Below are 24965 nucleotides of genomic sequence, written 5' to 3'. Positions count from 1 at the left end.
GCATGAAATCAAATGGATTATAAAACAATAAGGAAATATATATCTAAGAGCTAATGGCAATATTTGAATACTAATAACAAAATTAAAACTAACAGGGATTAACACTATGAAGCAACAAATCATTGCTACCAGAGATGTGGCACGTGAACTGGCGCGTAAGTACAGTACCATGACTCACGATGAACTGGATGAACTGGAGAATATACTTGTGCCTATGAATTTTCCAAAGGGCAAGAAAATCCTTTCGACAGGTGAAGTGTGTAAGTATATATATTACATACATCAGGGACTTGTGCGTCAACATTATGTTAAGAATAACAAGGAGGTGACAGAGCATTTCGGGGTTGATGGTACAATATGCATGAGTATTCAAAGTTTGTTTGAGGAGATTCCTACACAGCAGGAACTTACGGCTCTTGAGAACACATATATATTCGCTATGCCAAAGAAGAGTCTTGAGCATGTGGCTCTCCATAATAATAATATTCAAATCTTGTATAGGAAAATCCTTGAGGAGTCTCTTATAAATTCCCAGATTCATGCTGACCTTGTAAGATTTGAGACTGCGCATGGCAGGTATGTGCGCTTCTGCAAGCTGATGCCACAGGTTGCTTTGCGTGCTCCGTTGGTGTTCATTGCATCGTATTTGCAGATGACACCTGAAACACTGTCACGTGTCCGTGCACAGCCAATGTAGCTTTATGGCTGTCTGCATACAATCGAACAAACAAATTGCTTCATAAAAACGTTCAGGGGAGATGCTCAATTTTGAGTATCTCCCCTGAACGTTACACAATAGGGAAAGGGCTAAATTGAAAAACAAAATCGCCAAGACTTTCTCCTACAGAGTCATTGAAAGTTTTGACGATTTTGTTATTTAGAACAGATTCTACAGTTCAGAACTGCCACCATCTTTTCTTTGGCTTATCAGTAGAATTTGGCTGATAAGGATCGTTTTGTGCTGTCTCGAAAATGATGTCGTTGTAGGTCTTGTTCTCTTTAATCATCTGGTAGATTGTTCCCCAATCAGGAAGCCCTCCGACATTGCGGTCATCAATGAACATGTCAACTTTCAGTTTGCGTGAATAGATATCGTTCTTCTCACGCTCTTCTTCCGGGTAATCTCTGTTTACTGCCCAAAACTCTACTCCTCTTTCCCGGCACCATTGTATGGCTTCATCAAGAAGCTCTCCCTCACGTACTGTCCATAATATCAGGCGGTGTTTGTCAGCAATGAGCATCTTCAGTGTCTCTATTGCAAAAGGCTGTTCTTCACCAATGTTGGGGTATTCGTGTGTTACGATTGTTCCGTCAAAATCGATAGCGATTGTCATAGGTTATATATTTTTTTCAGATACTGATTGATTGTCAATATTGTTTCTGAGATATTTGCTCTCTCTTGTCTGGTTGGTGGTTTGCTTTTCAGTAGGTTTGTTTCCAACAGCTGCCAAAATAAAGGTGTCCCTCTACATTTTCCTTGTATAGGGACACCATATAGTATGGTTTCTTTCGGATTATTTCTTTATGGAATTGTCATTCGGAGAACTGTAGTGGCTGCTTGCATAATTGCCGTAGCTTCCATAATGTCCGTAATGTCCATACTTGCCATAGCTTCCGTATTTACCATAGGAACCATATTTGCCGTATTTTCCATACTTGCCGTAGCCGTATGTATAACTGTGTGTTTTCTTTGTGAAGTCAATACAGTTGATAGCTATGGACATGTTTGTGAACTTCTTCTCTGTTGCCAATTGATTTATATAACCGAAGGCAGCCTTTGGAGTGTACTCTGCACGGCAGACACATAATGTTGCGTTAGCAACACGGGCAATACTTAATGTGTCAGTAACGATACCAAATGGCGGAGTATCCACAATGATATAGTCATAGAGGTCCTTGAGGTATTCAAAGACAGCGTCAAGAGATTCTCTTGTCACCAACTCTGCCGGGTTCGGTGGGATAGGACCTGCAAAGAGTACGTCAAGGTTATCGTTTACTCCGGAGTTCAGGATATTGCTCTTTACATCCTGTTCGGTGACAATGCTCTTTGTAAGCAATGGTGTGATGCCGTGCACTTTATCCTTTACTCCGAAGAGTTCGGCGAGTCGTGGCTTGCGGACATCAAGACCTACGATGACAACTTTCTTGCCAAGGAGCGCAAGGCTTACTCCAAGGTTGGAGGCTATGAATGTCTTTCCTTCACCGGCTGTACTTGATGTTACCATAATGACTTTCTCTGATTCCTTTATGGTAAAGAGTATGTTTGTACGCAGGCTTCGGAACACCTCGGTAATCATGTTGTTTGTGTTCTCATGCACAACGATACCGGCTTTTGTCTTGACTGTCTCACTTGCGATTGGAATATCACCGGCGATAGGGAGCTTGGTAAGTTTCTCAACATCATCACGCACTGATATCTTGTAACGTATCAGCTGTATAAGGAGCAATATACCGAACGGTATTGCAATGCCGAGAACAATCGCCATAAGCATGATGTTGTTTTCTTTAGGCGCAATCTTTCCTACAAGGCTCGGTTCGTCGATTATCTTTCCCTTGTTGGCTGTTGCAGCAAGTGAGATAGAGTTCTCTTCACGCTTCTGGAGGAGCATAAGATACAGACCGGAGCTGACTTCCTGTTGTCTTCCGATTTTGTTAAGGATGCGCTCTTGTGTTGGCGATGCCTGTACCTGCGCATTGTATTTTGCAAGTTGTGACTTTAAGGCATTATTCTGTATCTGCAGGTTCTTCTTTGCCTGCTGTATAGCGTTGCCGATACTTGCTGTAAGTGTGTTGAGCTGGTCGGTGAGGGGTGCTACCGTAGGGCTGTTCTCGCTTGCGGTACGCATAAGACGGCTGCGCTCAAGTGCCACCTGGTTGTACTGGTTGATGAGCGATGATGCAGTTTGGTCGGTAAGTCCTACATTTGATGGCAATGTCTGGTACTTGTTTTGTGGCATAGCCATGTACTCCTTAATGCTGTTGAGCAAGGAGATTTGTGTGGATATGTCTGCCAATTGCTGCTCATAGTTGGTAGTCAATGACATCGCGTTAGAAGCATTTGTATTGATTTCGAAAACCTGGTTCTGGCGTTTGAAGTTTTCCAGTTGGCTTTCTGTTTCTCCAAGTTCGGCACTGATTTTCTCCAAACGGCTGTTGATGAATTCTTCCGTACGGATAGCGATTGTGTTCTTGTCCGCATTGGCTTCTTCGTTGTAGCTGTCAACCAATTGACCAAGGTAGTCCAAAGCTCTTTTCGGAGATTCGTCATTCAGGGTAATCAACACTATTGATGATGCTTTTCCTACCGGTGCTACAGCTATCTGCTTTGTATAAACGTCAGCAATGACTTTTGGGGAATTGATGGTAACGTACAACGACTTGCTTCCCCAAGTCCATTCACTGTTTGGATTTTTTGTAATCTGTATCTTTCCTGCTGCAGTAGGAATCTGTGTAGGAATAGAACTTACAGTTTTATTTATGGAATGTTGACCTGCTTGCCCTGTAATAATGTAGTTTCCATTCTTGAATTTTATCTCCAAGTTGATAGGAGAGGTAAGTTTCTCGATAGAAGCTGCATCAAGGTCTACGATGACAGGCTGGCTGCCATATATGAGTTGGTCTCTGAATTTTCCGTCGATTTTGTAAGTTGTGTACAGTTTTAGTTTCTTGACTGCATTAAGAGCAATGGAATGGGATGACAGGATTTCCATTTCATTGTCGAGACCGCTGGAGTTTGAAATCAAGCCAAGGTTCTCAACATCAAGAGTTCCGGCAGACTTGCTATTGTTGTCCTGTATGAATATTTTTGTATTTGTTTGGTATATTGGTGCCTGATACTTTATATATACGATACCTGCGGCAAAGCATATAACGACAGACAGAACGAACCATTGCCAGTTGAGGATAAAAATGGCAATTATGCTCTGTAGGCTAAACGTGGAGTTCTCCTCTGCCTCTGTAATGATATTGTTGGCAGGGTTTTGTATTGTATTTTCTTCCATATGGTTTATTATGTGTTTATATAGGAGAGCCTATTTGAGTAGATTCAAGAGGTATTTTCCGTAATCGTTTTTTGCCATAGGGGAAGCGATGGTACGGAGCTCGTCAGCGGAAATCCATTTGTTCCGGAATGCGATTTCTTCCAGACATGCGATTTTGAGACCTTGTCTCTTCTCGATTACTTCGATGAATGTTGAAGCTTCTGCAAGGGAGTCGTGCGTGCCGGTGTCCAGCCAGGCAAAGCCGCGTGGAAGGGTTTGCACTTTAAGAGCCTTCTGTTCAAGATATGTCTGGTTGACAGTTGTTATCTCAAGTTCTCCGCGTGCGGAAGGTTTTATGCTCTTTGCTATTTCCACAACAGAGTTAGGGTAGAAATAAAGTCCCACCACAGCATAGTTCGATTTTGGGGCTTTCGGCTTCTCTTCTATGGACAGGCAGTCACCGTTAGCATCAAACTCTGCCACTCCATAGCGTTCCGGGTCATTGACCCAATAGCCGAAAACAGTAGCCTTGCCGTCTCTTTCGACATTTTCCACACTCTGTTCCAGTACCTTTGTGAAACCTGTTCCATGGAATATGTTGTCGCCAAGTACAAGGCATACACTGTCTTTGCCTATGAATTGTTCACCGATGATGAATGCTTGTGCAAGACCATCCGGGGATGGCTGCTCTGCGTAGGTGAATTCAACACCGATGTCATGACCGTCACCAAGCAGACGCTTGAACCCGTGGAGGTCATGTGGGGTGGAAATAATGAGAATTTCCCGAATCCCGGCGTTCATCAACACAGAGATAGGGTAGTAAATCATCGGTTTGTCAAAAATCGGTATCAGCTGCTTGCTGATACCTTTTGTAATAGGATAGAGGCGTGTGCCGGAGCCTCCGGCTAATACAATACCTTTCATTTGAATAATGTACCTTATATTATATGATTTTTACTTCAAACATATCAATATGCATGCTTGTCCGGGTGTATTACAGACCATGCTGTTCTGAATATGATTTCCAGGTCAAGTTTGAAAGACCAGTTCTCGTTATACCAAATGTCTCGCTTTACACGTTCTTCCATCTGCCACAGCTCTTTTGTCTCGCCACGGTAGCCTGTCACTTGTGCCCATCCTGTTATTCCCGGCTTGGAGAAATGGCGTACCATGTATTGTGAAATGACGGCAGAGTACATTTCTGTATGCAGAAGCATGTGTGGGCGTGGACCGACAATGCTCATGTCTCCTTTAAGCACATTTATGAACTGTGGCAACTCATCGATATTTGTTTTGCGCATGAAATCTCCAAACGCAAACTTTCGTGGGTCATCCTTTGTCGCCTGAATGCGGTCGGCGTCCTTGTTGACATGCATCGAACGGAACTTGTACAATAGGAATGTTTTCCCGTCCATACCGGTACGCTCCTGCTTGAAGAACAATGGACCAGGGCTTTGTATTCTTATGAAAGCCCACACAACAGGTATTATAGGCAGGAGGAATATACATGCTATGGAAGAAAACACCAAGTCGAATGTTCTTTTTACTATGCGGTTGTCAAGGCGGTTGATGTTGTTCGTATGATTCGTGAACAATGTGTAATCACCAAATGCTACCGGCGAGAGATGTAGGCTCAGGTTTGAATAGATTCGCGGTACAAGGTAGAATTGGATGATATGCTTGTCACAATAATGTATGATAGTGTTAACATCATCTCTGTCGTCTGTTGTGGACAGAGAGCACATCAATATGTCTGATGTGAATGGGGTGCATCCTTCACGCATGGCTTTGACCAGTTCGCTTCTTGTGCCAAGTTTCTTGAATCGCTCAGGTGCAGTCTTTATCTCGTTGTTGCTGTAATATCCTTTGACATCATAGCCGATGGATGACAATTCCTTCATCTGCAGGTATATGTCCAGATTTGCAGGGTCACTGCCAACAAACACAACGGAACGAAGATTGTGTCCCGAGCGTCTTATCTTGTTGAGCAAAATGCGCTCAAGCATACGTGCGAGGAGTGTTATTGCAAAATATATTATAGCATACGAGATTGCGAAACTTACGATATGGTCAGGCTTATGGAGTGCAAGGTGGAATATGACTACTATCGCAAGTGTCTGTACCAATGTCAAGCGTGTTACGCGTAGGATAACGCTTGTAATGTTAATTCGTCTGACATGGATTATTGTGCTGTAGAAAGACAAGCTTATTATAGCCGCCATTGTTACATAAAGAGCACCACTAACGCTGTCTGTTATTATTTCCTGTGGGACAAGAATCTTCTCAATGTCAAAAATGCACCAATATGTGATGTTTGCCAACACAATGTCCATTAATGTGATGGCGATCAGAATTATTGTACTGCTGTTCGAATGTACCCTATGAAAATTAGCCATGTTTTTTTAGATGCTGTTAGTTTATGTGTCAATAATATAATTCAGTGCAAATTTACATAAAAAACAGGAAATGGGCAAATTTTTGGCTTCCATTTTAATGAAATGCGTTATTTTTCTTGTGTAATCCACAAAAAATGACTAATTTTGCTCTCGAATCAATTAAATAACAAGATAAAAATGGGATTTTTAGATAAACTTTTTGGAAAGAAACATGATGACAAAGAGCCGGGAATGGAAGATTTCATGACTCTTATAAGGGTCTATTTCCAAGCGTCTATTGCAGCAAACGCCGGAATCACCAATCTGGCAATGCTTCCTGACCTCAGGGTTTTCAAGTCAACGCTTAAAGTCGCGACACAGAACAATAAACTTGGTGTGGGGGAGCGTGTGCGTTGTCGCAAAATGCTTACGGATATGTACGGCTTGGATGACATGTTCTATAAAGAGATAGACCAAAGTGTGAAGAAAAACTGCCGCAAGATGCAGGATGTGCAAGTTTACTTGGTGCAGTTTCAGACGCTTACGCAAGAGTTGATGATGCTTTTGGGCAATATCATGAAATTCAAATTGCGCCTTCCTTCATTCTTTAAGGGAACCTTGCGGTCTATGACGGAAAAAACTGTCAATGAGATTTTTACGAAGAATGATTATGATGATCCTGCAACAGTGAAGACTGTGATGGAGCTCCGTAATCTTTCAAAGCGGCTTGGCTTCTCAGAACAGTGGATTTCCGCCTTTGCATTCCAACTTATAATGCTCGCTAAGAAAGAGTCTGCGGCAAAGGAACAATAAATATAGTTTGACTTTTGCAGGCAGGTAGATTAATGTGATTGTGTTAAATGACTAAATTTGCAAAAATAAATATTTATCCATATGGCATATTCTGAGCAGGAAATACAAGACTTTTCTTTACTCATTAGACAGTTGCTCCTCAAGTACAAAGAGATGCGACAGGAACTTAATGACATGAAGAGACAGTTTGCCGCTCAGGAGAAATATGTCAAGGAGATGGAAGTTCTTACCAATGCTTCCATGCACGATTATGATATGCTGAAAGCTGCTCGTATCATAGAAATCGGCGATGGGGATTTGGAGACAGCACGCAAACATGTCAATAAACTCATCCGTGATGTAGACAGGTGCATAACCCTGCTCACTGAACAGCAAAACGGACAGTGATAAATATTGATAAAGTTATGGTTGAAGAGAATAAACTTAATATAAGATTGCATATATACGATACAGACATGGCGGTGAAGATTGACCGTCAGGATGAGGAGATGTATCGTCACCTTGCTTTGCTTATAACGGAAGTTGTCGGTAATTACACAAATTACTACAAGGGGCTTAAGAGTGAGAAAGAGATACTCTATATGGCTCTTGTTGACATAGCACTTCGTTATGAGCGAGAGGCAAAGCGCAATGATGTTACGCCATTCTTGGAGACCATCAAAAAACTCTCCGTGGAGATAAATAATGCTCTGAAAGAAGAGCAGTAACATCGATTTTTTTTATTATAAATATAAATTAATATGCTAATTCCAATTATTATAACAGCTTTTGCCGCATTGATTGTGGGAGTAAGCGTTGGATACATCATTTTCCGGTACATCCTAAAAGGCAAGTATGGTGAGATGATTGCCACTGCCGAAAAAGAGGCAGAAGTATTGAAGGAGAAAAAACTCCTTGAAGTTAAAGCGAAGTTTCTCAACAAGAAAAATGAACTTGAGAAGGAAACACAGCACCGTAATCAAAAACTCCAGCAGAGCGAACAGCGTGTACGCCAGCGTGAGCAGGAACTGAATCGCCAGCAGGGAGACTTGAACCGTAAGAGCCAAGAGCTTGACAATGAAGCCAAAAGACTTGACAATGAACGTAATTTGGTTGCTGTCAAGGCAGAAGAACTTCAGAAGATGGAGGAGCAGGAACTGTACAAACTTGAGCAGATTTCCGGTTTTTCTGCCGACGAGGCTAAAGCACGCCTTGTGGAGACCTTGAAGGACAAGGCACGTCTTGATGCGCAGGCATACATCAACGACATTGTCGAGGAGGCTAAGCTCAATGCAAACCAGCAGGCACGCAAGATTGTCATCCAGACAATCCAGCGTACAGCCACCGAAACAGCCATAGAAAACAGTGTGTCTGTCTTCCATATCGACAATGATGAGGTCAAGGGTCGCATCATCGGACGTGAAGGTCGCAATATCCGTGCACTTGAGGCTGCTTGTGGTGTAGAGATTGTTGTTGATGACACTCCGGAGGCTATCGTTATCTCTGCTTTCGATCCTATCCGCCGTGAGGTTTGCCGTCTTGCCCTGCACCAGCTTGTCGCCGATGGCCGAATCCATCCTGCACGTATCGAGGAAGTTGTGGCTAAGGTCAAGAAGCAGCTTGACAATGAGATTGTTGAGACAGGTAAGCGTACAACAATAGACCTTGGCATCCATGGCTTGCATCCTGAACTTGTGCGTATAGTCGGAAAGATGAAGTACCGTTCTTCTTATGGACAGAACCTCCTGCAACACGCTCGTGAGACAGCTAACCTTTGTGCTGTAATGGCAAGCGAATTGGGACTTAATCCTAAGAAAGCAAAGCGTGCCGGATTGCTCCATGATATTGGTAAAGTGCCTGATGAGGAGAACGAGATGCCACATGCTCTCTATGGTGCAAAGGTTGCAGAGAAATACAAGGAGAAACCAGACATCTGCAATGCTATCGGTGCACACCATGACGAAATGGAAATGCAGACTCTCCTTGCTCCAATCGTACAGGTTTGTGATGCTATCTCAGGTGCTCGCCCTGGTGCCCGTCGTGAGATTGTGGAGGCTTACATCAAGCGTCTCAATGACCTTGAAGCGATAGCAATGTCTTATCCGGGAGTGACAAAGACCTATGCTATTCAGGCCGGTCGTGAGCTTCGTGTGATTGTCGGTGCAGACAAGATGACTGATGCTGAGACAGAGGCTTTGTCCGGCGATATAGCAAACAAGATTCAGACAGAGATGACATATCCGGGACAGGTGAAGATTACTGTTATCCGTGAGACTCGCTCTGTTGCTTATGCAAAGTAATGAGTGCATGATTTCATACTGTTTCTATACAGTATAATTATATATAAGAATGCAGGAGTAAGTTCTTTATAGAATTTACTCCTGCATTTTTTATTGTAAGATGGTGAGAAGCAATTTCTGGATTACTGCTAACTCAAGTCTCGTTGGTCATCCGAACCAATAAGGAAACAGTATAAAACCAATAAGGAAACCATTCGGATTGGGTAACTCCCTGACAGTAACGGAACCTTTTTATAAACAATCAATCTCCTTTTGCAATAAGTCTAAGAAGTGTGCAGCATGTGCGCCGTCCATTTGAGTGTGATGGAATTGGAATGAGATAGCCAGTTTCGTATGTAACAATCCGCGATGATATTTGCCCCAAATCATGAACGGATTATTGAAAATGCCACTGTACATGCCCACTACACCATCTATTTCGTACTGGACTAACGCAGAAGTTCCAATCACCATACTGTCCGTAAGGTCGTGATTGGCACATGAATTGTGCACCTGTTTGGTCAGTTGGAGGTAATCTTCATTAAACTTTTGCAGACTGTCTGACAGTGGAATGTCACATGAACTGACCTCTCCATCTTTGTTCATGACAATTGTGTTCACTGCGAGTGTGTTAAACTGCATGAGCTTATTGCCCACAGGCAACATGAAAAACTCTTTTATTTGGATTGCCGCCCGTCCGATACACCAGCACATCAGCATGTTGAATTTCAAGTCTCGCTTTCTGCTTAACTTGCGTAATCGTGTCACATCCAGTGTCTTAAAGAATGTGACCATAGGCATTGGTGCCTGCATCCACACCTCGAATGCGTAGGCACGCGTTGTCTTTTTGGGGTCAATTTCTGTCATCATACGCTCATAGGGTTGGGTGATAAAATAACAAATGGTATTATGCCTGATATATCCGTTTTATATCAGACTACTCGTTTACTTTCCTTTTACTCGTGATTACCAGTATAATCCATGTCGCAATGCAAAACGGTGCTGTCAGTCCCGGTATGCCGACCTGTGGCAACAGATGCGCGAGAGCTATTTGGATAAAGAATGTTATGATGATTCCGACAATCGTAAGCATAGCACTTTTGCGGAAAACAGTTCCCAAGGCAATGGCTGTCAATGCCGGATTGAAACCGTAAAGTCCGTTTGTTATTGCTGTTGTGTCTTGGCTAAAGGCAAATGCAAGGATGATTCCGGCTGCCGAACCCAAGGCGCACCATACTGCCGCACGCCAATCAGCAATGAGCAAGCCTAAGAGGAAGAGTGCGCCACAGATGTAGGAGTTGATGAGGAATATCTGGGAAACTCCGTTCATCAAGCCCTCTGCAAGAGAGGAAACGGTAATGCCGTGCACCGTTTCTGTCGGTACGGAAGTTGCTGTTGGTAAGGCAAAGCAGAAAGATAGCCAAGTCAACAGAATGAAAGGGAAGGTGAGAGCATTGATGCCAAGATGCTTCAGCGGCTTATTCATCAACTCCCTGAGCCACGGCGACATGGCAGAAAGGACAATGAGCGCAGTCCACATAAACAGAGTGTCGGCAAAGAACGTAGGCAAGGCACATCCGATGAGTATGCCGTTGTATCCGCAAAGCCCTTGGTCTGCATCCTTCTCTCCCTTGTGAAGAAGATATGCCGGTATGGTTGACGCTATGAGACCGGCCATTGCGCCAACTGCCACAATTACAGTGCCGTACATCCATGAACCGATTATGATTCCTGTAAGAAACAATGCTCCGGTGTTTACATTGTCCATGAACATCACTTGACCTGTCCCGCGTAAGAGTGAGCGGCAAAAAATACTTGTATTTTTCATTTTGCTATATACTGTTTATGTGAGTTTGTGCCAATAAAGCTCTTTGAAAAGTTTAGCGTGTGCAAAAGTACAGAAATTTTCTGTATTAGCGATGCTTTTTCACTTTTAAATGCGGGTTGAGGAACGAAAAAGTAAAGTGTGGCACTTTGTACTGTAAAAGGTAACACTTTATCCAATAAAAGGTAACACTTTGTTATGCAAAGCGTTACCTTTTGTCATACCAATGGTTACTTATTGTTTGCTTGTTAAGTGGAATATTAATCAAGGGCACAAATAAAGCAAGAGGCTGCCCGACGCAAAACATTGTCGGACAGCCTCTTGTATGTTGCTATTTGCTATGTCTTCAGCAAAGCAGATGTTTACTGATGCTGGTCGCGGAGAAGGTCGTTGACAGTCTTCACAGGGTTGAAAGTGCCGAGTGGAACCTCAACAAAGATGGTGTTCCAGTCAGACATTGCACCGTTCCAAAGTCCAGGAAGTTCAAGTGCCTGAAGCTCTTTGCCGTTCTTTGACTTGGAAGAGATGAAGCCTGTTGTGCGGTCTATATAGTCAGGCAGGTTGAAAGCGTTCCCTTTGTAGTCTTTCACTGCGCAAACGAGGTCAACCGGATTGAAGTGTGTTCCTTCGGAGAAATACTTCATATACTGTTCGTTCTTCTTGTCAATTTGGCTTGACTCAAGGATTTGCAGAGAGTAAGTGCCGTCTTGATTATATGCAAGGAACGGACCACCACCAGGCTCACCGACATTCTTCACCATGCCTGCTACTCGCATCGGGCGGTTGAGTTTTTTGCGGAGATAGATTACAAGGTCTGCGTCCTCAAGCTCTTTGATGTCCGGTTTGCGGCAGCACAGGTCGTTCTGTACGAATTTTACAATTTCAATAAGCTTGTCGTGGTCGTACTTTCCTGAGTCAAGGAGTTCGAGATATTCAAATGCCTGTTTCTGCAATGTCACGAGCACACCTGCAATCACCTGCTTCCATTCCACTGTCTCAGGCTTCAGGCGGTCAGGTACGACATTGTCAATGTTCTTTACGAATATGATATCGGCAGAGATGTCGTTAAGGTTCTCTATGAGCGCGCCATGACCACCCGGGCGGAACAATAAGCTGCCGTCTTCGTTGCGGAATGGAGTTCCGTCAGGATTGGCAGCTACAGTGTCTGTCGAAGACTTCTGCTCAGAGAATGAAATGTCGTACTTTATGCCGTATTTCTCAGCATAATAGTCTGCCTTGTCAGCCACTTTCTGCTTGAAGAAGTCAAGATGCTCGCCGGAGACTGTGAAATGCACGTTTGCTTCGCCGTTGGATGCAGCATACAGCGCGCCTTCCACGAGATGCTCCTCCATTGGAGTGCGTGCGCCTTCCTCGTATTTGTGGAACAAGAGCATGCCCTTTGGCAGCTGACCGTAGTTCAGACCGTCTTTTGCAAGCATGCCTTTGGCAACTGATTTGTAGTCACCCTCAGCGATAAGCTCTTTCACTCCTTTGCCTTTCTGTTCTTTGAGAAGAACGTCAAGTGCATCGTAGAATGCGAAGTTCTCGATGTTGTCGAAATACTTCTTTTCAAAGTCAGTTGTCGGCACGTCATAGTCCGCGTCAGCAAAAGCGAACATATCCTTGAACATTCGTGAAGCTGCTCCGGATGCAGGTACGAACTTCACAATCTTCTTTCCCTCTGCTTTATAGGCGTCCCATGCCTGTACATAGGTCTTTACTTCGTCTGCAGACGGAGCTACGATGCCTTTTCCGATTACTGCGGAACCTTCGAGTTTGAGGAAAGGGAAACCGGTTTTGAATTCGTTGAGTTGCTGTTCAAGTTTCTCAGGTGTGATGCCTTTTGAGGCAAGTTGCTGCAAATCTTTTTCTGATAACATGTTTTTTTAGATTTATGGTTTCTATAGAGATTATGCGATTTCAATGGATTACAACATGGCAATGGTGTTGCTGTGTCGTAAAAGGTATGCCATAGTTAAGTTTCTATCGTTGCTACAAAATTAGTGAATTTATTTTAAATCAAAAAATAAATAATAAAAAAATACAGAGGTAATAACAAATTTTATTATTTTTGTATCGCAAATGCAGCGACGTTGGGAATAGCATGTCTTTTTCTGTATGCAAATCATGTCAGATATGATTGGTTCGGTTATGGCAAAAAGAACGTTTCGATGTTTGGTGTATGTGAAAATAATTTGTAAATGTTATGGAGGAGAAACTCAGTTTTACAGAAGCAGAAAGGCAGGAAATAGCCACTCTGCTTGAACAGTTGAAGGAGAAAGTTGGCTGTTTCCTGCATCAGGATGACGAGCGTAATATACGTCATCAGGTTCTGCAGTCTTTGGAGGATGGTAGGATAGGGCGTGATGTCTTTCATCTTAACCCAATCCTGCACTCGTTGCAGACAGCTGTTATTGCAATAGATGAGATTGGGCTTAAGCGTGACAGTGTCATTGCAATAATGCTTTACAGGAGTGTCCTTAATGGTTATACCACACAGGAGGATATTCTTGATAAATATGGGGCAGGTGTGTCAGACATTATTAATGGGATAATCCGTATTCAGTCCCTTTATGAGAAGACACCGACAATCGAGTCTGAGAATTTCCGCAATCTCCTGCTTTCTTTTGCAGAGGACATGCGTGTAATCCTTGTGATGATAGCCGACAGGGTCAACCTTATGCGCAACTTAAAGTGCTGTCCGGATGCGAAGGCACGGCAAAAGGCTGCTGAGGAGGCAAACTATCTGTATGCTCCTTTGGCTCACAAACTTGGACTTTACAAGCTGAAATCCGAACTGGAAGACCTTTCGCTGAAATATCTTGAGCATGACGCATACTACCATATCAAGGACAAACTGAATGAGACGAAAAAGCAGCGTGATGCTTATATACAGAATTTCATAGTGCCTATACAGGAGAAGCTGGAGGCGCAAGGACTGAAATTCCATATAAAAGGCAGGACAAAATCCATACACTCCATTTGGCAGAAGATGAAGAAACAGAAGTGTCCGTTTGAGGGTGTCTATGACCTCTTTGCCATAAGGATAATCCTTGACTCAAAGCCGGAGAGGGAGAAAATGGAGTGCTGGCAGGTTTACAGTATCATAACCGATATGTATCAGCCTAATCCCAAACGCCTTAGAGACTGGCTGTCTGTACCAAAGTCCAATGGTTATGAGTCACTGCACATAACTGTTCTTGGTCCGGAAAACAAGTGGGTGGAGGTTCAGATACGCACCGAGCGTATGGACGACATTGCAGAGCATGGTCTTGCTGCCCATTGGCGCTACAAAGGCGTCAAAGAAGGTGGTGGCATGGATGACTGGCTTGCTTCCATTCGCGCTGCAATGGAAGCCGGTGATGATTTAGAGGTGATGGATTTCTTCCGGAAGTCGCTGAAGGACGAAGAAATATATGTTTTCACTCCTAAGGGCGACCTCTTTAAGTTGGCGGCGGGTTCCACCGTCCTTGACTTTGCTTTCTGCATCCATTCCAAAGTCGGCTGCCATTGTACCGGTGCGAAGGTTAATGGCAAAGTGCAGAATATGCGCTATGAACTGCGTTCCGGTGACCAGGTGCAGATCGTCACAAATGTGCAGCAGCGTCCAAAGCGCGAATGGCTGCAGATAGCCAATACTTCACGTGCCAAGTCAAAGATACGGCTTGCATTGAAGGAGACTGTTGTCAAGGAAATTGCCATAACAAAAGAAATGGTGGAACGCAGGTTGAAGAACAGGAAACTGGACTTTGATGAGGCTACCATACAACAACTTGTGAAAAAACTCGGGCTGAAGGAAGTTGCGGAGTTCTATCGCCAAGTCGGTGAGGGGATTCTTGACATGCAGGAGGTTATAGAGAAATACGCTCTGCTTAAGAATCCAAAACCAGTCCAGTCTTCTTTGGCAGGCGATGAGCGTATTGACCCTGACCATCGTTCTGCCGCTGATTTCAAATTGACTGACGAGTATATCACTGGTGCGGCATCAAATAGAAGCGGTATTGAGGGCTCACGTTCCGATGTGCTTGTCATAGACCAAAGCCAAAAGGGGCTGGATTATACTCTTGCAAGTTGCTGTCATCCTATCTACGGTGATGATGTGTTTGGCTTTGTCACTGTTTCCGGTGGTATAAAGATTCACCGTTGTGACTGCCCTAATGCGCCCGAACTGCGCCGTCGTTTCGGTTATCGTATTGTTGATGCACAGTGGAGTGGCAAAGGTTGTGGGCAATATGCCATTACGCTGCGTGTGATAGGCAATGATGACATAGGTATTGTGTCAAACATCACGTCCGTAATCTCAAAGGAAGAGCGTATACTGATGCGCTCCATCAATATTGACAGCCATGACGGTCTCTTTGCAGGGACACTTGTCGTTAATATTGATGACACAAGCCGTCTTGAGCAACTGATGAAAAAGCTCCGTGTTGTCAAAGGGGTGAAGCAGGTGAGCAGAGTGTGATAGCTGCATTGGCATTATATAACAAGGTTTGAACGACCAGTATGAAGAAGAAAGTGGTGTTCAACATTATCCGTGAATTATGGATTTGTTGAACACCACTTTTATTGTCTCAGGTATTAAAAAAATATAGTTTTCCCCATAGAGGGACATATTATTCCATGTCGAAGAACTCTGTATCTGCGTTGTTTTCCTCTTTGTGCTGCTTCTTTGGCAGAGGCTTGAGGTTGCCTTTCTCGTCAAACATACCGTAGGTTGTGCGGAGAACGATGAACTCTGTACGGCGGTTCAGCTGGTTGGCAATCTCCTGCTGGTCTTTCGGGAGCTTTTCTATGAACTCTTGAGTAAGACGGTCATCCTCTTTCAGCCATTTGTATGTCTCTGTCAGTTTCTTGCGTATGACCTTCGGTTTCTCCTTACCGTAGCCGCGTGGAGTGAGGCGGTCGGCTGCAATACCTTTGGATTTGAGATAGGAACATACCGATTCCGCACGTTTCTGTGACAGGGTTTTGTTGTATGCAGCCGAACCACGATAGTCACAATGGGCAGAGAGTTCTATAGTTATGTTCGGATTTTCGTTGAGCAAGTCCACCAGTTTGTCAAGAGCTTCTGTGGATTCTGGTGTCAGTGTTGCTTTATCAAACTCGTAGTTTATGTTGTTGATGAGTGTAGGGATGCCGATATTCGGCAGTGGGAACTGTAATGTATATTCCTCTGATTCTTCCACTTTTTGTACTCTTAGTTCCTCTTTATGATTAAGGAATCCCGGGCAAGTGGCAAGGAATATATAATCAACATCCGGGTTAATCTTTTGCTCGAAAGAACCGTCACCCTTTACATTGAGTTTCAGGTTAGTGCCATCGTTGCCAACCATGTAGACAAGAGCTTTCGGAAGTTCGTATCCGTCATTCTCGTATACCCAGCCTTTTACAGTCTGTATTATCTCAGGGTTCTCGAAAGAGTATATTTTGTCCCAGCCACGTCCAAGGTCTGCACGATTGGATGAAAAGTAGCCTTTATTCTGCAATCCTTCAAATGTCATGCCGAAATCATCACCGTTGGAGTTCAAGGGGTAGCCCGGATGTTCAATCTTTAGTTTTCCATTCGCGTCAGTAGTGGCATAATAAATGTCCAGCCCTCCCATTCCCGGCAGTCCGTCGGAAGAGAAATATAAATCACCGTTAGGGCGGAATGCCAGAAACATCTCATTGCCCGGAGTGTTTATCTGTGACCCGAGGTTCTCCACTCCGCCAAATCCTGCAGCCGTGATGCGTGCACGCCAAATGTCCAGTCCTCCTTGTCCTCCGGGCATATCGCTTACGAAATAAATCCAGTTTCCGTCAGGTGACAGGGTAGGGTGGGCGAAACTTGACAGTGTATCCTTTGTAAGCTCGACAACAGTGGCTTTGCCCCATGCAGCGTCAGATCGGTTTGACTTGGCTATTTGTGCATAGCGTGGATATTCTCCGTCATTGAGACACTGAGTGATGTACATTTCCCTGCCGTCAGGCGAGAAGGAACATGTGCCCTCATCATATTCTGTGTTTATGCCACCTGTGACTGCTTCCGGTCTGGACCACTTTCCTTTGTCGTCTTTTTGTGAGACGAAAATGTCTCCGGCTTTTGTTCCCGTAATGCCGCTAAGTTCGTCTCCTTCAGCGTCATTACGAGTTGAGGTAAAGTAAAGTTGGTCGTACTGGTCACCTGCAAGCATGGGCGAGAAATCGGCACGTCGTGAATTGAAAATGTCCTGCTTCTTCACAATGTACCGTGAACCGTCTTTTTTCCATTGCGGTGCCATTTTTGCGGAGAGCAAACCGTTTTGTGCCAGAATATTGTCAGGCATGGAATCAAGAACCATTTGCAGCTCTATGGCAGCGTTTTTATAGTCACCGACTTTCAGCATCTGTCTGCCAAGGCTAAGGCGGTCGTTGATTGTTGCAGTGTTGTATCTTACGGCATTGCGGTATGCGCCAACAGCTTTCTGTGAGGCATGGATGCGTTCATAGCAGTGAGCCATTTTCAGTGCGAGCATACCACGCTTTGCGCGCTCTTTTGGCGGAGTCTTGGAATAAGCTTTCTTGAACTGTTCTCCTGCGTCATAATATTCGCCAAGGGCGAGGAAAGCCTCGCCTTTCTTAATGTTGTTGTCTATTCCGCAGGAGGAGAGCAACAACAATGAAAATATAATTATAGAAAATCTATTCTTCATTGTCGTTTATGTGAAGAATGATGCTTGTTGCACCGCATGTGAACAGTGTCCCGTGGTCAATCACGCGCCGTTCCCTGTCGCCGAGGATGTCATTGTCGACAAAGGTGCCCGTGTTTGAAGGACCATCGCGGAGGATATACTTCAGTTCGCCCTTTTTGTTTCGTGAGATGTTCAGCACGCAATGGTGAAGATCCATCGAAGGGTCGCTTGTCTCGACCGGGCAGTTGATGTCATTTCCTTTTGCATATTTTCCGATGATGTTGTCGCCAAGGTGCAGTGGGATAACTTGCTTGTATCCGAACACGTTCTCTATGACATGAATCGAACCGTATTCCGTCTTTTCAGCTTCTTCTTCCGGGTTTGCATCGCGTTGCGTCCTTTGCAGTTTTGACACTCCCATGCGAATGGCAAACTGCTTGCCGCATTCCGAACATTGGAAAACCAGTTGCTGGCCATCCTCGTATTTTGTCTCGTCAAAGATTATGTAATTATCGCATTTGGGGCAACGTACGCGCTTCATCTGAAAAGTATTTGTTTTGGTTATAAAAAAAATATGTGTCAGCGACAAAAGTTATACATTACCGTTGGCATAAGCATATTTATGGATATACTTAAAAGCTAATGCATTTCCTTTTGTTTTCAGAACTCCATAATCCATCCGTCATTGAAATGTCCGGATTTTTTGCGTAGGTTTCGCAGTGAGTCCAAAGCCTCTTTCTCGGAAGAGAAGCGTCCATAGATGACTTTCGCCCCATTCTTGCGAGTTATCATTTCTGCTTTGTCAAAGCCTTGGCTTCTTAATTGCTTTACAAAGTCATGGGCATTGTCTTCTGGCACACGGCTTGCAAGTACAATGCTGAAAAACTGTTGTTCTGTTATTGCCTCAGCAATAGGAGCCGGTTCCTGCTTCGTTGTTTCCTTGGCAGTCACTTCCTCTCTGTTTACAGGCTTTGCTTTGTGCTGCATAACGCTTTTTGCGGCAGTGTCCGCATTGCGCATCTGCTCCGGTAGGATATTGTACAGAATCCCAGTGTCCATGTAGCTTTCGGACACAGTTGGCTTGGATGTCTGCCCCACAGGTAGCGAGAAGACAAGCAGTGCGAGGATTGTGGCAGCTATTGTGCCAACATGTTTTATTGTGCTGACACGTATTGAAATGGTACGCTCTGTTGCTGGCTCCTCCGGTTCTTCCTCTTCTGCTGCAGGTCTTGTAATGTCTTGTGCTACAGCCAACTGAGGAGCCGGTTTCGGCTCTTGGTGAGGTGTGCCAGCATGAGATACTTCGCTCTGTCCAACTGTTGCTGTTGTACGAAGAGGGGCTATGTCTATTGTGTTTAGCCCGTAAAGTTCAGGTGTCAATATTCCTGCCTCACAAGGTTCGAACTCTATTTTTCCATTGTCATTAAGTGTGAGTGCTCCAATGTCATTGAGTTCACATTTCCCTTCATTGCGTATCTTCTGCTGCAGTTCGGTCACTTCGTCTTCGATGCGGCGCAAAGCCTCCGGATAACTGATGTCATACGCCTCTATATAGGATTGTGCAAGAAGGGAATCGTTTATCTGTAATTGAGCGTTGAACCCAAGCTGTCGCAAAGGTGGTAGAAAAGACTGTGTTTCAGCGTCATATCGTGCACACACATGATGAGCCATGAAGCCACCAAGCCCAGGGACAATGACACAGTCGTTGTCCAAGAGAAGTATTTCGATATGTTTGTCCAGTCTGATCATGTAAAAATCCGTATGCGAAATTCGAGTGCAAAGTTACTAAAAAATGTTCGATTCCGCAAATCATAAGGCAAGAGATTTTGATTTTTATGCTCAAAATTTTTGTTTTGCACCTTTTTGAAAAACAGCATGAGTTTTATGGTTAACTTTGGTTAAATTAACAGACGGACACCTATTGTTTTGCTGTTTGTGTCTGATTTGCAGATGGTTTGTATTGGTTAATGTTGTGAAGGGTAACGTTTTGCCTGTCGTTTGGTTACCTTTTGATTGGTTTTTCGTTGCCTTTTTTATGCCAAAAGGTTGCCTTTTGCTGCATGTTTGGTGCGTTTTTGCTTTCTCTGAAAATATAACTGTCAGAAATACAGGTTGTTACCGGAGTGTGTGAAGATCGCGAAATTCGCGCTTTTGACAAACTTGGTGGAAAATATTAGAATCTCACAGGGCAATAAATGACCGGGTTTTCTATAAAAATATTCAAAATAGTTGCGTACGTGAAATAAAAGAGGTATCTTTGCAAGATAATATAATACGTTATAAATATTAACAATCAGAGATGGAATATATAAAGACAGAAATCGAGGGCGTTTATATCCTTCAGCCAAAAGTGTTCAATGACCAGCGCGGATATTTTTTCGAATCGTTCCGCCAGTCTGATTTTGATGCTAACGTTGGAGGGCATACGGAGTTTATTCAGGACAACGAGTCGAAGTCAAGCTATGGTGTCCTCCGCGGCCTTCATTATCAAAAAGGGGAGTTCTCGCAGGCAAAACTTGTCCGTGTCATAAAGGGCAGGGTGCTTGATGTGGCGGTTGACATAAGGAAAGGGTCGCCGACATTCGGAAAATATGTCATGGTGGAACTTAGCGAGGACAACAAGACGCAGTTCTTTATACCGAGAGGGTTTGCTCATGGCTTCCTTGTGCTTAGTGACGAGGCGGTATTTACTTATAAAGTAGATAATGTATATGCCCCGCAGAGTGAGGCGAGCATTCGCTTTGATGACCCGGACATTGATATCAAGTGGCCGATAGACGCAAATGAAATCCTGACGAGCGAGAAGGATATGAAGGCGAAGTGGCTGAAGGATGCCGAGGTCTTCGGGTAAGAGGCTTGCCGTTTGCAGTGCGGTGTGAACGGCATGTGTTGTTTGGATGATAAATGGATTTTACTGCTGTGCGTAAGATATTCTTTTTTATGGCTTCCTGTTTGCTGTCTGTGTCATGTTATGATGCCGTCAGGGACAATACCGCCGTTCTTGAAGAAGACAAGGACGCGAAAGCTCTTCTGCAAGGCGTTTGGACTAACGGTGACGATGGTGAGGTGACGATGATGGTGAAAGGCGACAGTATCATCTATGCGGATTCCATGCTGTCTCCTGTCTATTTCGCCATTATAGGTGATACGCTGATGCTTCGCGGAAACACTGAGGTGCGTTATGCTATCACAAGGCATACGGCTCACCTTTTTGATTTTGAGAACCGTAATGGTGATGCTGTGCATCTGTGCAAGTCGGATAATCCTTATGACAAATACATCTTTGACGGGAGGAAACCTGTTGTGCTTAACCAGCATCGCCTGATAAAGCGTGACTCCATAGTGGGGGATGGCGAGGACAGGTACCATGTGTATACGCAAGTCAACCCTTCGACGTACAAGGTTGTCAGGACATCGTACAATGAGAATGGCATATTGGTGGAGAAAGTCTATTACGACAATGTCATTAATGTGTGTGTCTATAAAGGTGCGCAACGGCTTTTCTCTGCAGACGTGTATAAGCGTGATTTTGCAAAATATGTCCCTGCTTCATACCTACGGCAGGCTGTGCTGAGTGATATTGGCATAGATGGGGTTGCAAACGGCAGTGTTGAGCTGACTGCCTCTGTCTGCGTGCCTGACTCGCCGACGTCGTACAGGATAAAGATGATTGTTTCCAGACAAGGGAAACTGACAATGAAAGTCCTTTGAAAAATGATTCTTGGCAATAGTTATGGTATGACCGCAATAAGACAGCAAAGGCTCCGAAAAGGAGCCTTTGCTGTCTTATTGGTTTGACGGTTTGTTGAAAAAAGTCTGTTGTAGGAAGAAAAAGTGGGTCATACTGTGATTGTGATGAAAACTCCTTATGTAGGTAGAGTGCCATGTATCTTTGTAATCCACCGGCTCTGAAAATGGCTTGGAGTAGGACAGAGGTGAGGTTTGAAGGACAAGTCTCGACAGTGACCTCGCGATAACCGGACTCCGTTGTGGCCCGCCATTGAGTACACGCGTTCTCAGTTTTCTTGAATTATTTGATGAGTTCCCCGATCTAACCAGTATGACCCACGTGCAAAATTACAACTTTTTTCTCTTATGGCAAATAAAAATAAGGGAAATTTTGATTATTCCATAATTTTTTCTTAATTTTGCATTCCGTAAACAAACATACATTATTTAATATATAAGATGTACAGAACAAATACCTGCGGTGAACTCCGCATAGAGAATGTAGGTCAGACTGTGACTCTCGCCGGTTGGGTGCAGGGCGTGCACAACCTTGGCGCTTTGATTTTTGTTGACCTCCGTGACCGATATGGCATTACGCAGCTTGCGTTCAGTGATGACGCTCCGGAGGAACTCCGCCAGAAAGCCGGTCATCTTGGACGTGAGTATGTCGTTCAGGCGACCGGTGTTGTGGCAGAACGCTACTCCAAGAACTCCAAGATTGCTACAGGAGACATAGAGATAATAGTCTCCGAACTGAATATTGTAAGTGAGAGCCAGACTCCTCCTTTCACGATAGAAGACAATACCGATGGTGGCGATGAACTGCGAATGAAGTATCGTTACCTTGATTTGCGTCGCTCATGCGTCCGCAAGAATCTCGAATTGCGTCACCGCATGGCGATACTTATACGCAATTTCCTTGACTCACGTGACTTCATCGAGGTGGAGACACCTATCCTTATCGGTTCCACTCCTGAAGGTGCGCGTGACTTTGTTGTGCCTTCACGTATGAATCCTGGACAGTTCTATGCACTTCCACAGTCACCTCAGACTTTGAAGCAGTTGCTTATGGTGTCAGGGTTTGACCGTTATTTCCAGATTGCGAAATGCTTCCGTGATGAAGACTTGCGTGCTGACCGCCAGCCGGAGTTCACACAGATTGACTGTGAAATGTCCTTCGTTGACCAGGACGATGTCATAGCTATCTTTGAGGATATGGCACGTTCACTGTTCAAGGAAATAAGAGGCGTGGAACTTCCGGCAAAGCTGCGTCAGATGACTTGGAAAGAGGCTATGGAAAAGTATGGCTCGGACAAGCCTGACCTTCGTTTCGGAATGGAGTTCCGGGAGCTTAAGGAAGTGTTCCCGGCAGGACAGTTTGCGGTGTTTGACTCCGCAAACTATATCGGCGGTATTGTCGCTGAGGGCTGTGCTGCCTATACTCGTAAGCAGCTTGACCAGCTGACTGATTTTGTGAAATCCCAGCAGGTTGGCGCAAAAGGACTGGTGTACATCAAGCTGAATGCAGACGGTACGATAAAGTCATCCATAGATAAGTTCTACACTCCGGAGCAGTTGCAGGCAGTTGCCGACAAGTGTGGAGCAAAGAAAGGCGATTTGATTCTTATCCTCAGCGGTGAGCAGCCTAACAAGACACGTGTGCAGCTGTGCGCTTTGCGTCTTGAGATGGGCAAGCGCCTTGGACTGATGGACAAGGATAAGTTTGAGTGTCTGTGGATTATAGACTTCCCTCTGTTTGAATGGAGTGAGGAGGAGCAGCGACTCATGTCTACCCACCATCCGTTCACTATGCCTAATCCTGATGACATTCCATTGCTTGACACTGACCCTGCAAAGGTCCGTGCAAAGGCGTACGACTTTGTATGCAACGGTGTGGAAGTCGGTGGCGGCTCACTCCGTATCCATGACGGCAAGCTGCAGGCAAAGATGTTCGAAGTTCTTGGGTTCACTCCCGAAAAAGCAATGCAGCAGTTCGGTTTCCTCATCAACGCATTCAAATACGGTGCTCCTCCACATGCCGGACTTGCATTTGGTTTTGACCGTTTCGTAAGTCTTATGGCCGGCTTGGATTCCATCCGTGATGTCATTGCCTTCCCTAAGAACAACAGTGGACGCGATGTCATGCTTGACGCACCGGGAGCCCTTGACCGGAAGCAGCTTGATGAGTTGCAACTGAAATTGGACTTGAAGGATTGAATCCTTGATGTTTAGCAGTCGTGGAGTTTGATGTTTGTCAATAAAATTGCGTGTCTGTTGCCAAAATGGCGTAAATGCTTGAAATATCGTGCGATTCCTGTTGCTCATGTCGAAAATAATGTTTACTTTTGCACCATAATTACGAAAAGAGACTTGTATTTTTTCAGGTAAATAATTATGGCAGAAAAGAAAACAGCTACTGTAACAACAAAGGCAGCAGCAACAAAGGTGGCGAAAGCTGCACCAGTGAAAAAGGCTTGTACAGCAAAGAAAACTTGTGCAACCAAGACAGTTAAGACTGTTGACATGGCAGTTGAGAATATAGGCTTCCGTGCAGGTGATGTCTATCAGACACTCGCAAGTGAGGCACAGCCAATGACAGTGGCACAGATAGCAAAGGCTGCAAACATCAGTGAGACAGAAGTGCTCATGGGAGCCGGATGGTTGATGAAGGAAGGCAAAGTTGCTGCAGAAGCAGACAAGCTTGTCCTTGCTTAATCAAGGGAAAGGCTCATCAAGAAGAGGCGTTTTCTGAAATATCTCACTCTTGATAAACAAAAGGAATTCTACCGGTCCATCATTAGGCAGGGAGAATTCCTTTTTGCTGTTTTTAGAGGCAGGATGCTTTTATGCAAAAGCCTGCTTCTCCTGATTATATACAACGAAAGTAATAGAAAAATATTCACGCATCATTTGGCAGATTACAGTAAGGACATAACGGAATTGTTATTGAGGATTCCTGACGGATTGCCGTTAAGGAAGATTGTGCGGCATGTGTACAATGCTCACAATACATTCTTTGAGACAATATCCATGGAGGATGTCAGTCGTGATGTAGCCTCCTATCTTCAGCGACGGAGCAAAACTCCCGGGTCTCCTATTGAACGTGTGGGAGCGCGTGGCTTTTACCGCCTGAATCCTGATTCCGGAGAGTCGAGGCAACTGATGCTTCAGTTCAGGGAGCAGGAAGAGGAAAATGCGGTGGAGCAGCATGAGGAGGAACAGAAGTGTTCGCCCGGTCTTTTTGATGATTTCTTCGACAGTCTGTAATTTTTTGATGCAGAGAACGATGTGCACCAATGATGCAGTAATACGGTAATAATTTTAATCTCCTGATA

General features: G+C 44.4%; 21 protein-coding genes. 11 read left to right on the top strand and 10 right to left on the bottom strand.

Annotation, left to right across the window (positions count from 1 at the left end; all coding sequences use genetic code 11):
* Window positions 1-106 precede the first annotated feature (106 nt).
* A complete protein-coding gene (locus tag E5358_RS09090) occupies window positions 107-697 on the top strand; it encodes a Crp/Fnr family transcriptional regulator (RefSeq protein ID WP_135939876.1) in 591 nt (196 codons plus the stop codon).
* A 199-nt stretch (window positions 698-896) separates the two neighbouring features.
* On the opposite strand, the gene E5358_RS09085 is transcribed toward E5358_RS09090, so the two are convergent.
* The 4 genes from E5358_RS09085 to E5358_RS09070 all read right to left on the bottom strand — a co-directional run bounded on the left by E5358_RS09085 (window position 897) and on the right by E5358_RS09070 (window position 6376).
* Window positions 897-1334 (bottom strand): BT0820 family HAD-type phosphatase, encoded by a 438-nt coding sequence (locus tag E5358_RS09085; RefSeq protein WP_135939875.1) that lies wholly within the window; start codon window positions 1332-1334, stop codon window positions 897-899.
* Between the two features lie 180 nt (window positions 1335-1514).
* Window positions 1515-4001, bottom strand: a complete 2487-nt coding sequence (locus E5358_RS09080; protein ID WP_135939874.1) for a GumC family protein — start codon at window positions 3999-4001, stop codon at window positions 1515-1517.
* A gap of 30 nt (window positions 4002-4031) precedes the next feature.
* Window positions 4032-4904 (bottom strand): glucose-1-phosphate thymidylyltransferase RfbA, encoded by an 873-nt coding sequence (rfbA, locus tag E5358_RS09075; protein ID WP_135939873.1) that lies wholly within the window; start codon window positions 4902-4904, stop codon window positions 4032-4034.
* A 44-nt stretch (window positions 4905-4948) separates the two neighbouring features.
* On the bottom strand, window positions 4949-6376 hold the full coding sequence (locus E5358_RS09070; RefSeq protein ID WP_135939872.1) for an exopolysaccharide biosynthesis polyprenyl glycosylphosphotransferase: 1428 nt from the start codon (window positions 6374-6376) through the stop codon (window positions 4949-4951).
* 177 nt (window positions 6377-6553) lie between these two features.
* On the opposite strand from E5358_RS09070, the gene E5358_RS09065 reads away from it, so the two are divergent.
* The 4 genes from E5358_RS09065 to rny all read left to right on the top strand — a co-directional run bounded on the left by E5358_RS09065 (window position 6554) and on the right by rny (window position 9447).
* Complete coding sequence (locus E5358_RS09065) at window positions 6554-7168, top strand: hypothetical protein (protein ID WP_135939871.1); 615 nt, start codon at window positions 6554-6556, stop codon at window positions 7166-7168.
* A 153-nt stretch (window positions 7169-7321) separates the two neighbouring features.
* Window positions 7322-7555, top strand: coding sequence for a hypothetical protein (locus tag E5358_RS09060; protein WP_135939870.1), 234 nt, complete (start codon window positions 7322-7324; stop codon window positions 7553-7555).
* Window positions 7556-7572: 17 nt separating this feature from the next.
* The gene (locus E5358_RS09055; RefSeq protein ID WP_135939869.1) at window positions 7573-7875 is read left to right on the top strand and encodes a cell division protein ZapA; all 303 of its coding nucleotides are present in this window, start codon (window positions 7573-7575) and stop codon (window positions 7873-7875) included.
* Window positions 7876-7908: 33 nt separating this feature from the next.
* Window positions 7909-9447 (top strand): ribonuclease Y, encoded by a 1539-nt coding sequence (rny, locus tag E5358_RS09050; protein ID WP_135939868.1) that lies wholly within the window; start codon window positions 7909-7911, stop codon window positions 9445-9447.
* Between the two features lie 231 nt (window positions 9448-9678).
* Here the strand turns inward: rny and E5358_RS09045 are convergent, their stop codons facing one another.
* The 3 genes from E5358_RS09045 to E5358_RS09035 form a co-directional block, all read right to left on the bottom strand.
* Entirely contained in the window at window positions 9679-10293 is a 615-nt protein-coding gene (locus tag E5358_RS09045) for a CatA-like O-acetyltransferase, family 2 (RefSeq protein ID WP_135939883.1), read from the bottom strand.
* Between the two features lie 70 nt (window positions 10294-10363).
* Window positions 10364-11254 (bottom strand): urea transporter, encoded by an 891-nt coding sequence (locus E5358_RS09040; RefSeq protein WP_135939867.1) that lies wholly within the window; start codon window positions 11252-11254, stop codon window positions 10364-10366.
* A gap of 359 nt (window positions 11255-11613) precedes the next feature.
* Window positions 11614-13131, bottom strand: a complete 1518-nt coding sequence (locus E5358_RS09035) for a DUF4301 family protein (protein WP_135939866.1) — start codon at window positions 13129-13131, stop codon at window positions 11614-11616.
* A 326-nt stretch (window positions 13132-13457) separates the two neighbouring features.
* Here E5358_RS09035 and E5358_RS09030 point away from each other — a divergent pair, with 326 nt between their 5' ends.
* Complete coding sequence (locus E5358_RS09030) at window positions 13458-15713, top strand: RelA/SpoT family protein (RefSeq protein ID WP_135939865.1); 2256 nt, start codon at window positions 13458-13460, stop codon at window positions 15711-15713.
* 151 nt (window positions 15714-15864) lie between these two features.
* Here the strand turns inward: E5358_RS09030 and porE are convergent, their stop codons facing one another.
* The 3 genes from porE to E5358_RS09015 all read right to left on the bottom strand — a co-directional run bounded on the left by porE (window position 15865) and on the right by E5358_RS09015 (window position 19650).
* The gene (gene porE, locus E5358_RS09025; RefSeq protein ID WP_135939864.1) at window positions 15865-17922 is read right to left on the bottom strand and encodes a PorE family type IX secretion system protein; all 2058 of its coding nucleotides are present in this window, start codon (window positions 17920-17922) and stop codon (window positions 15865-15867) included.
* Entirely contained in the window at window positions 17912-18442 is a 531-nt protein-coding gene (locus tag E5358_RS09020) for an FHA domain-containing protein (protein WP_135939863.1), read from the bottom strand. The genes porE and E5358_RS09020 overlap by 11 nt, the downstream gene beginning before the upstream one ends.
* Before the next feature lie 119 nt (window positions 18443-18561).
* Window positions 18562-19650, bottom strand: coding sequence for an HU domain-containing protein (locus E5358_RS09015; RefSeq protein ID WP_135939862.1), 1089 nt, complete (start codon window positions 19648-19650; stop codon window positions 18562-18564).
* A gap of 550 nt (window positions 19651-20200) precedes the next feature.
* On the opposite strand from E5358_RS09015, the gene rfbC reads away from it, so the two are divergent.
* The 5 genes from rfbC to E5358_RS08990 all read left to right on the top strand — a co-directional run bounded on the left by rfbC (window position 20201) and on the right by E5358_RS08990 (window position 24897).
* On the top strand, window positions 20201-20752 hold the full coding sequence (gene rfbC / locus E5358_RS09010) for a dTDP-4-dehydrorhamnose 3,5-epimerase (protein WP_135939861.1): 552 nt from the start codon (window positions 20201-20203) through the stop codon (window positions 20750-20752).
* An 89-nt stretch (window positions 20753-20841) separates the two neighbouring features.
* On the top strand, window positions 20842-21612 hold the full coding sequence (locus tag E5358_RS09005) for a DUF4738 domain-containing protein (RefSeq protein WP_168354624.1): 771 nt from the start codon (window positions 20842-20844) through the stop codon (window positions 21610-21612).
* Between the two features lie 477 nt (window positions 21613-22089).
* Window positions 22090-23847, top strand: a complete 1758-nt coding sequence (gene aspS, locus E5358_RS09000) for an aspartate--tRNA ligase (protein ID WP_135939859.1) — start codon at window positions 22090-22092, stop codon at window positions 23845-23847.
* A gap of 177 nt (window positions 23848-24024) precedes the next feature.
* A complete protein-coding gene (locus tag E5358_RS08995) occupies window positions 24025-24345 on the top strand; it encodes a winged helix-turn-helix domain-containing protein (RefSeq protein ID WP_135939858.1) in 321 nt (106 codons plus the stop codon).
* Window positions 24346-24540: 195 nt separating this feature from the next.
* On the top strand, window positions 24541-24897 hold the full coding sequence (locus tag E5358_RS08990) for a hypothetical protein (RefSeq protein WP_277821234.1): 357 nt from the start codon (window positions 24541-24543) through the stop codon (window positions 24895-24897).
* The last annotated feature ends 68 nt before the right edge of the window (window positions 24898-24965 follow it).

It is taken from the genome of Palleniella muris (assembly GCF_004792655.1).
In the GTDB taxonomy this organism is placed as follows: domain Bacteria; phylum Bacteroidota; class Bacteroidia; order Bacteroidales; family Bacteroidaceae; genus Prevotella; species Prevotella muris_A.
This window is presented reverse-complemented; position numbering and strand designations above follow the sequence as displayed.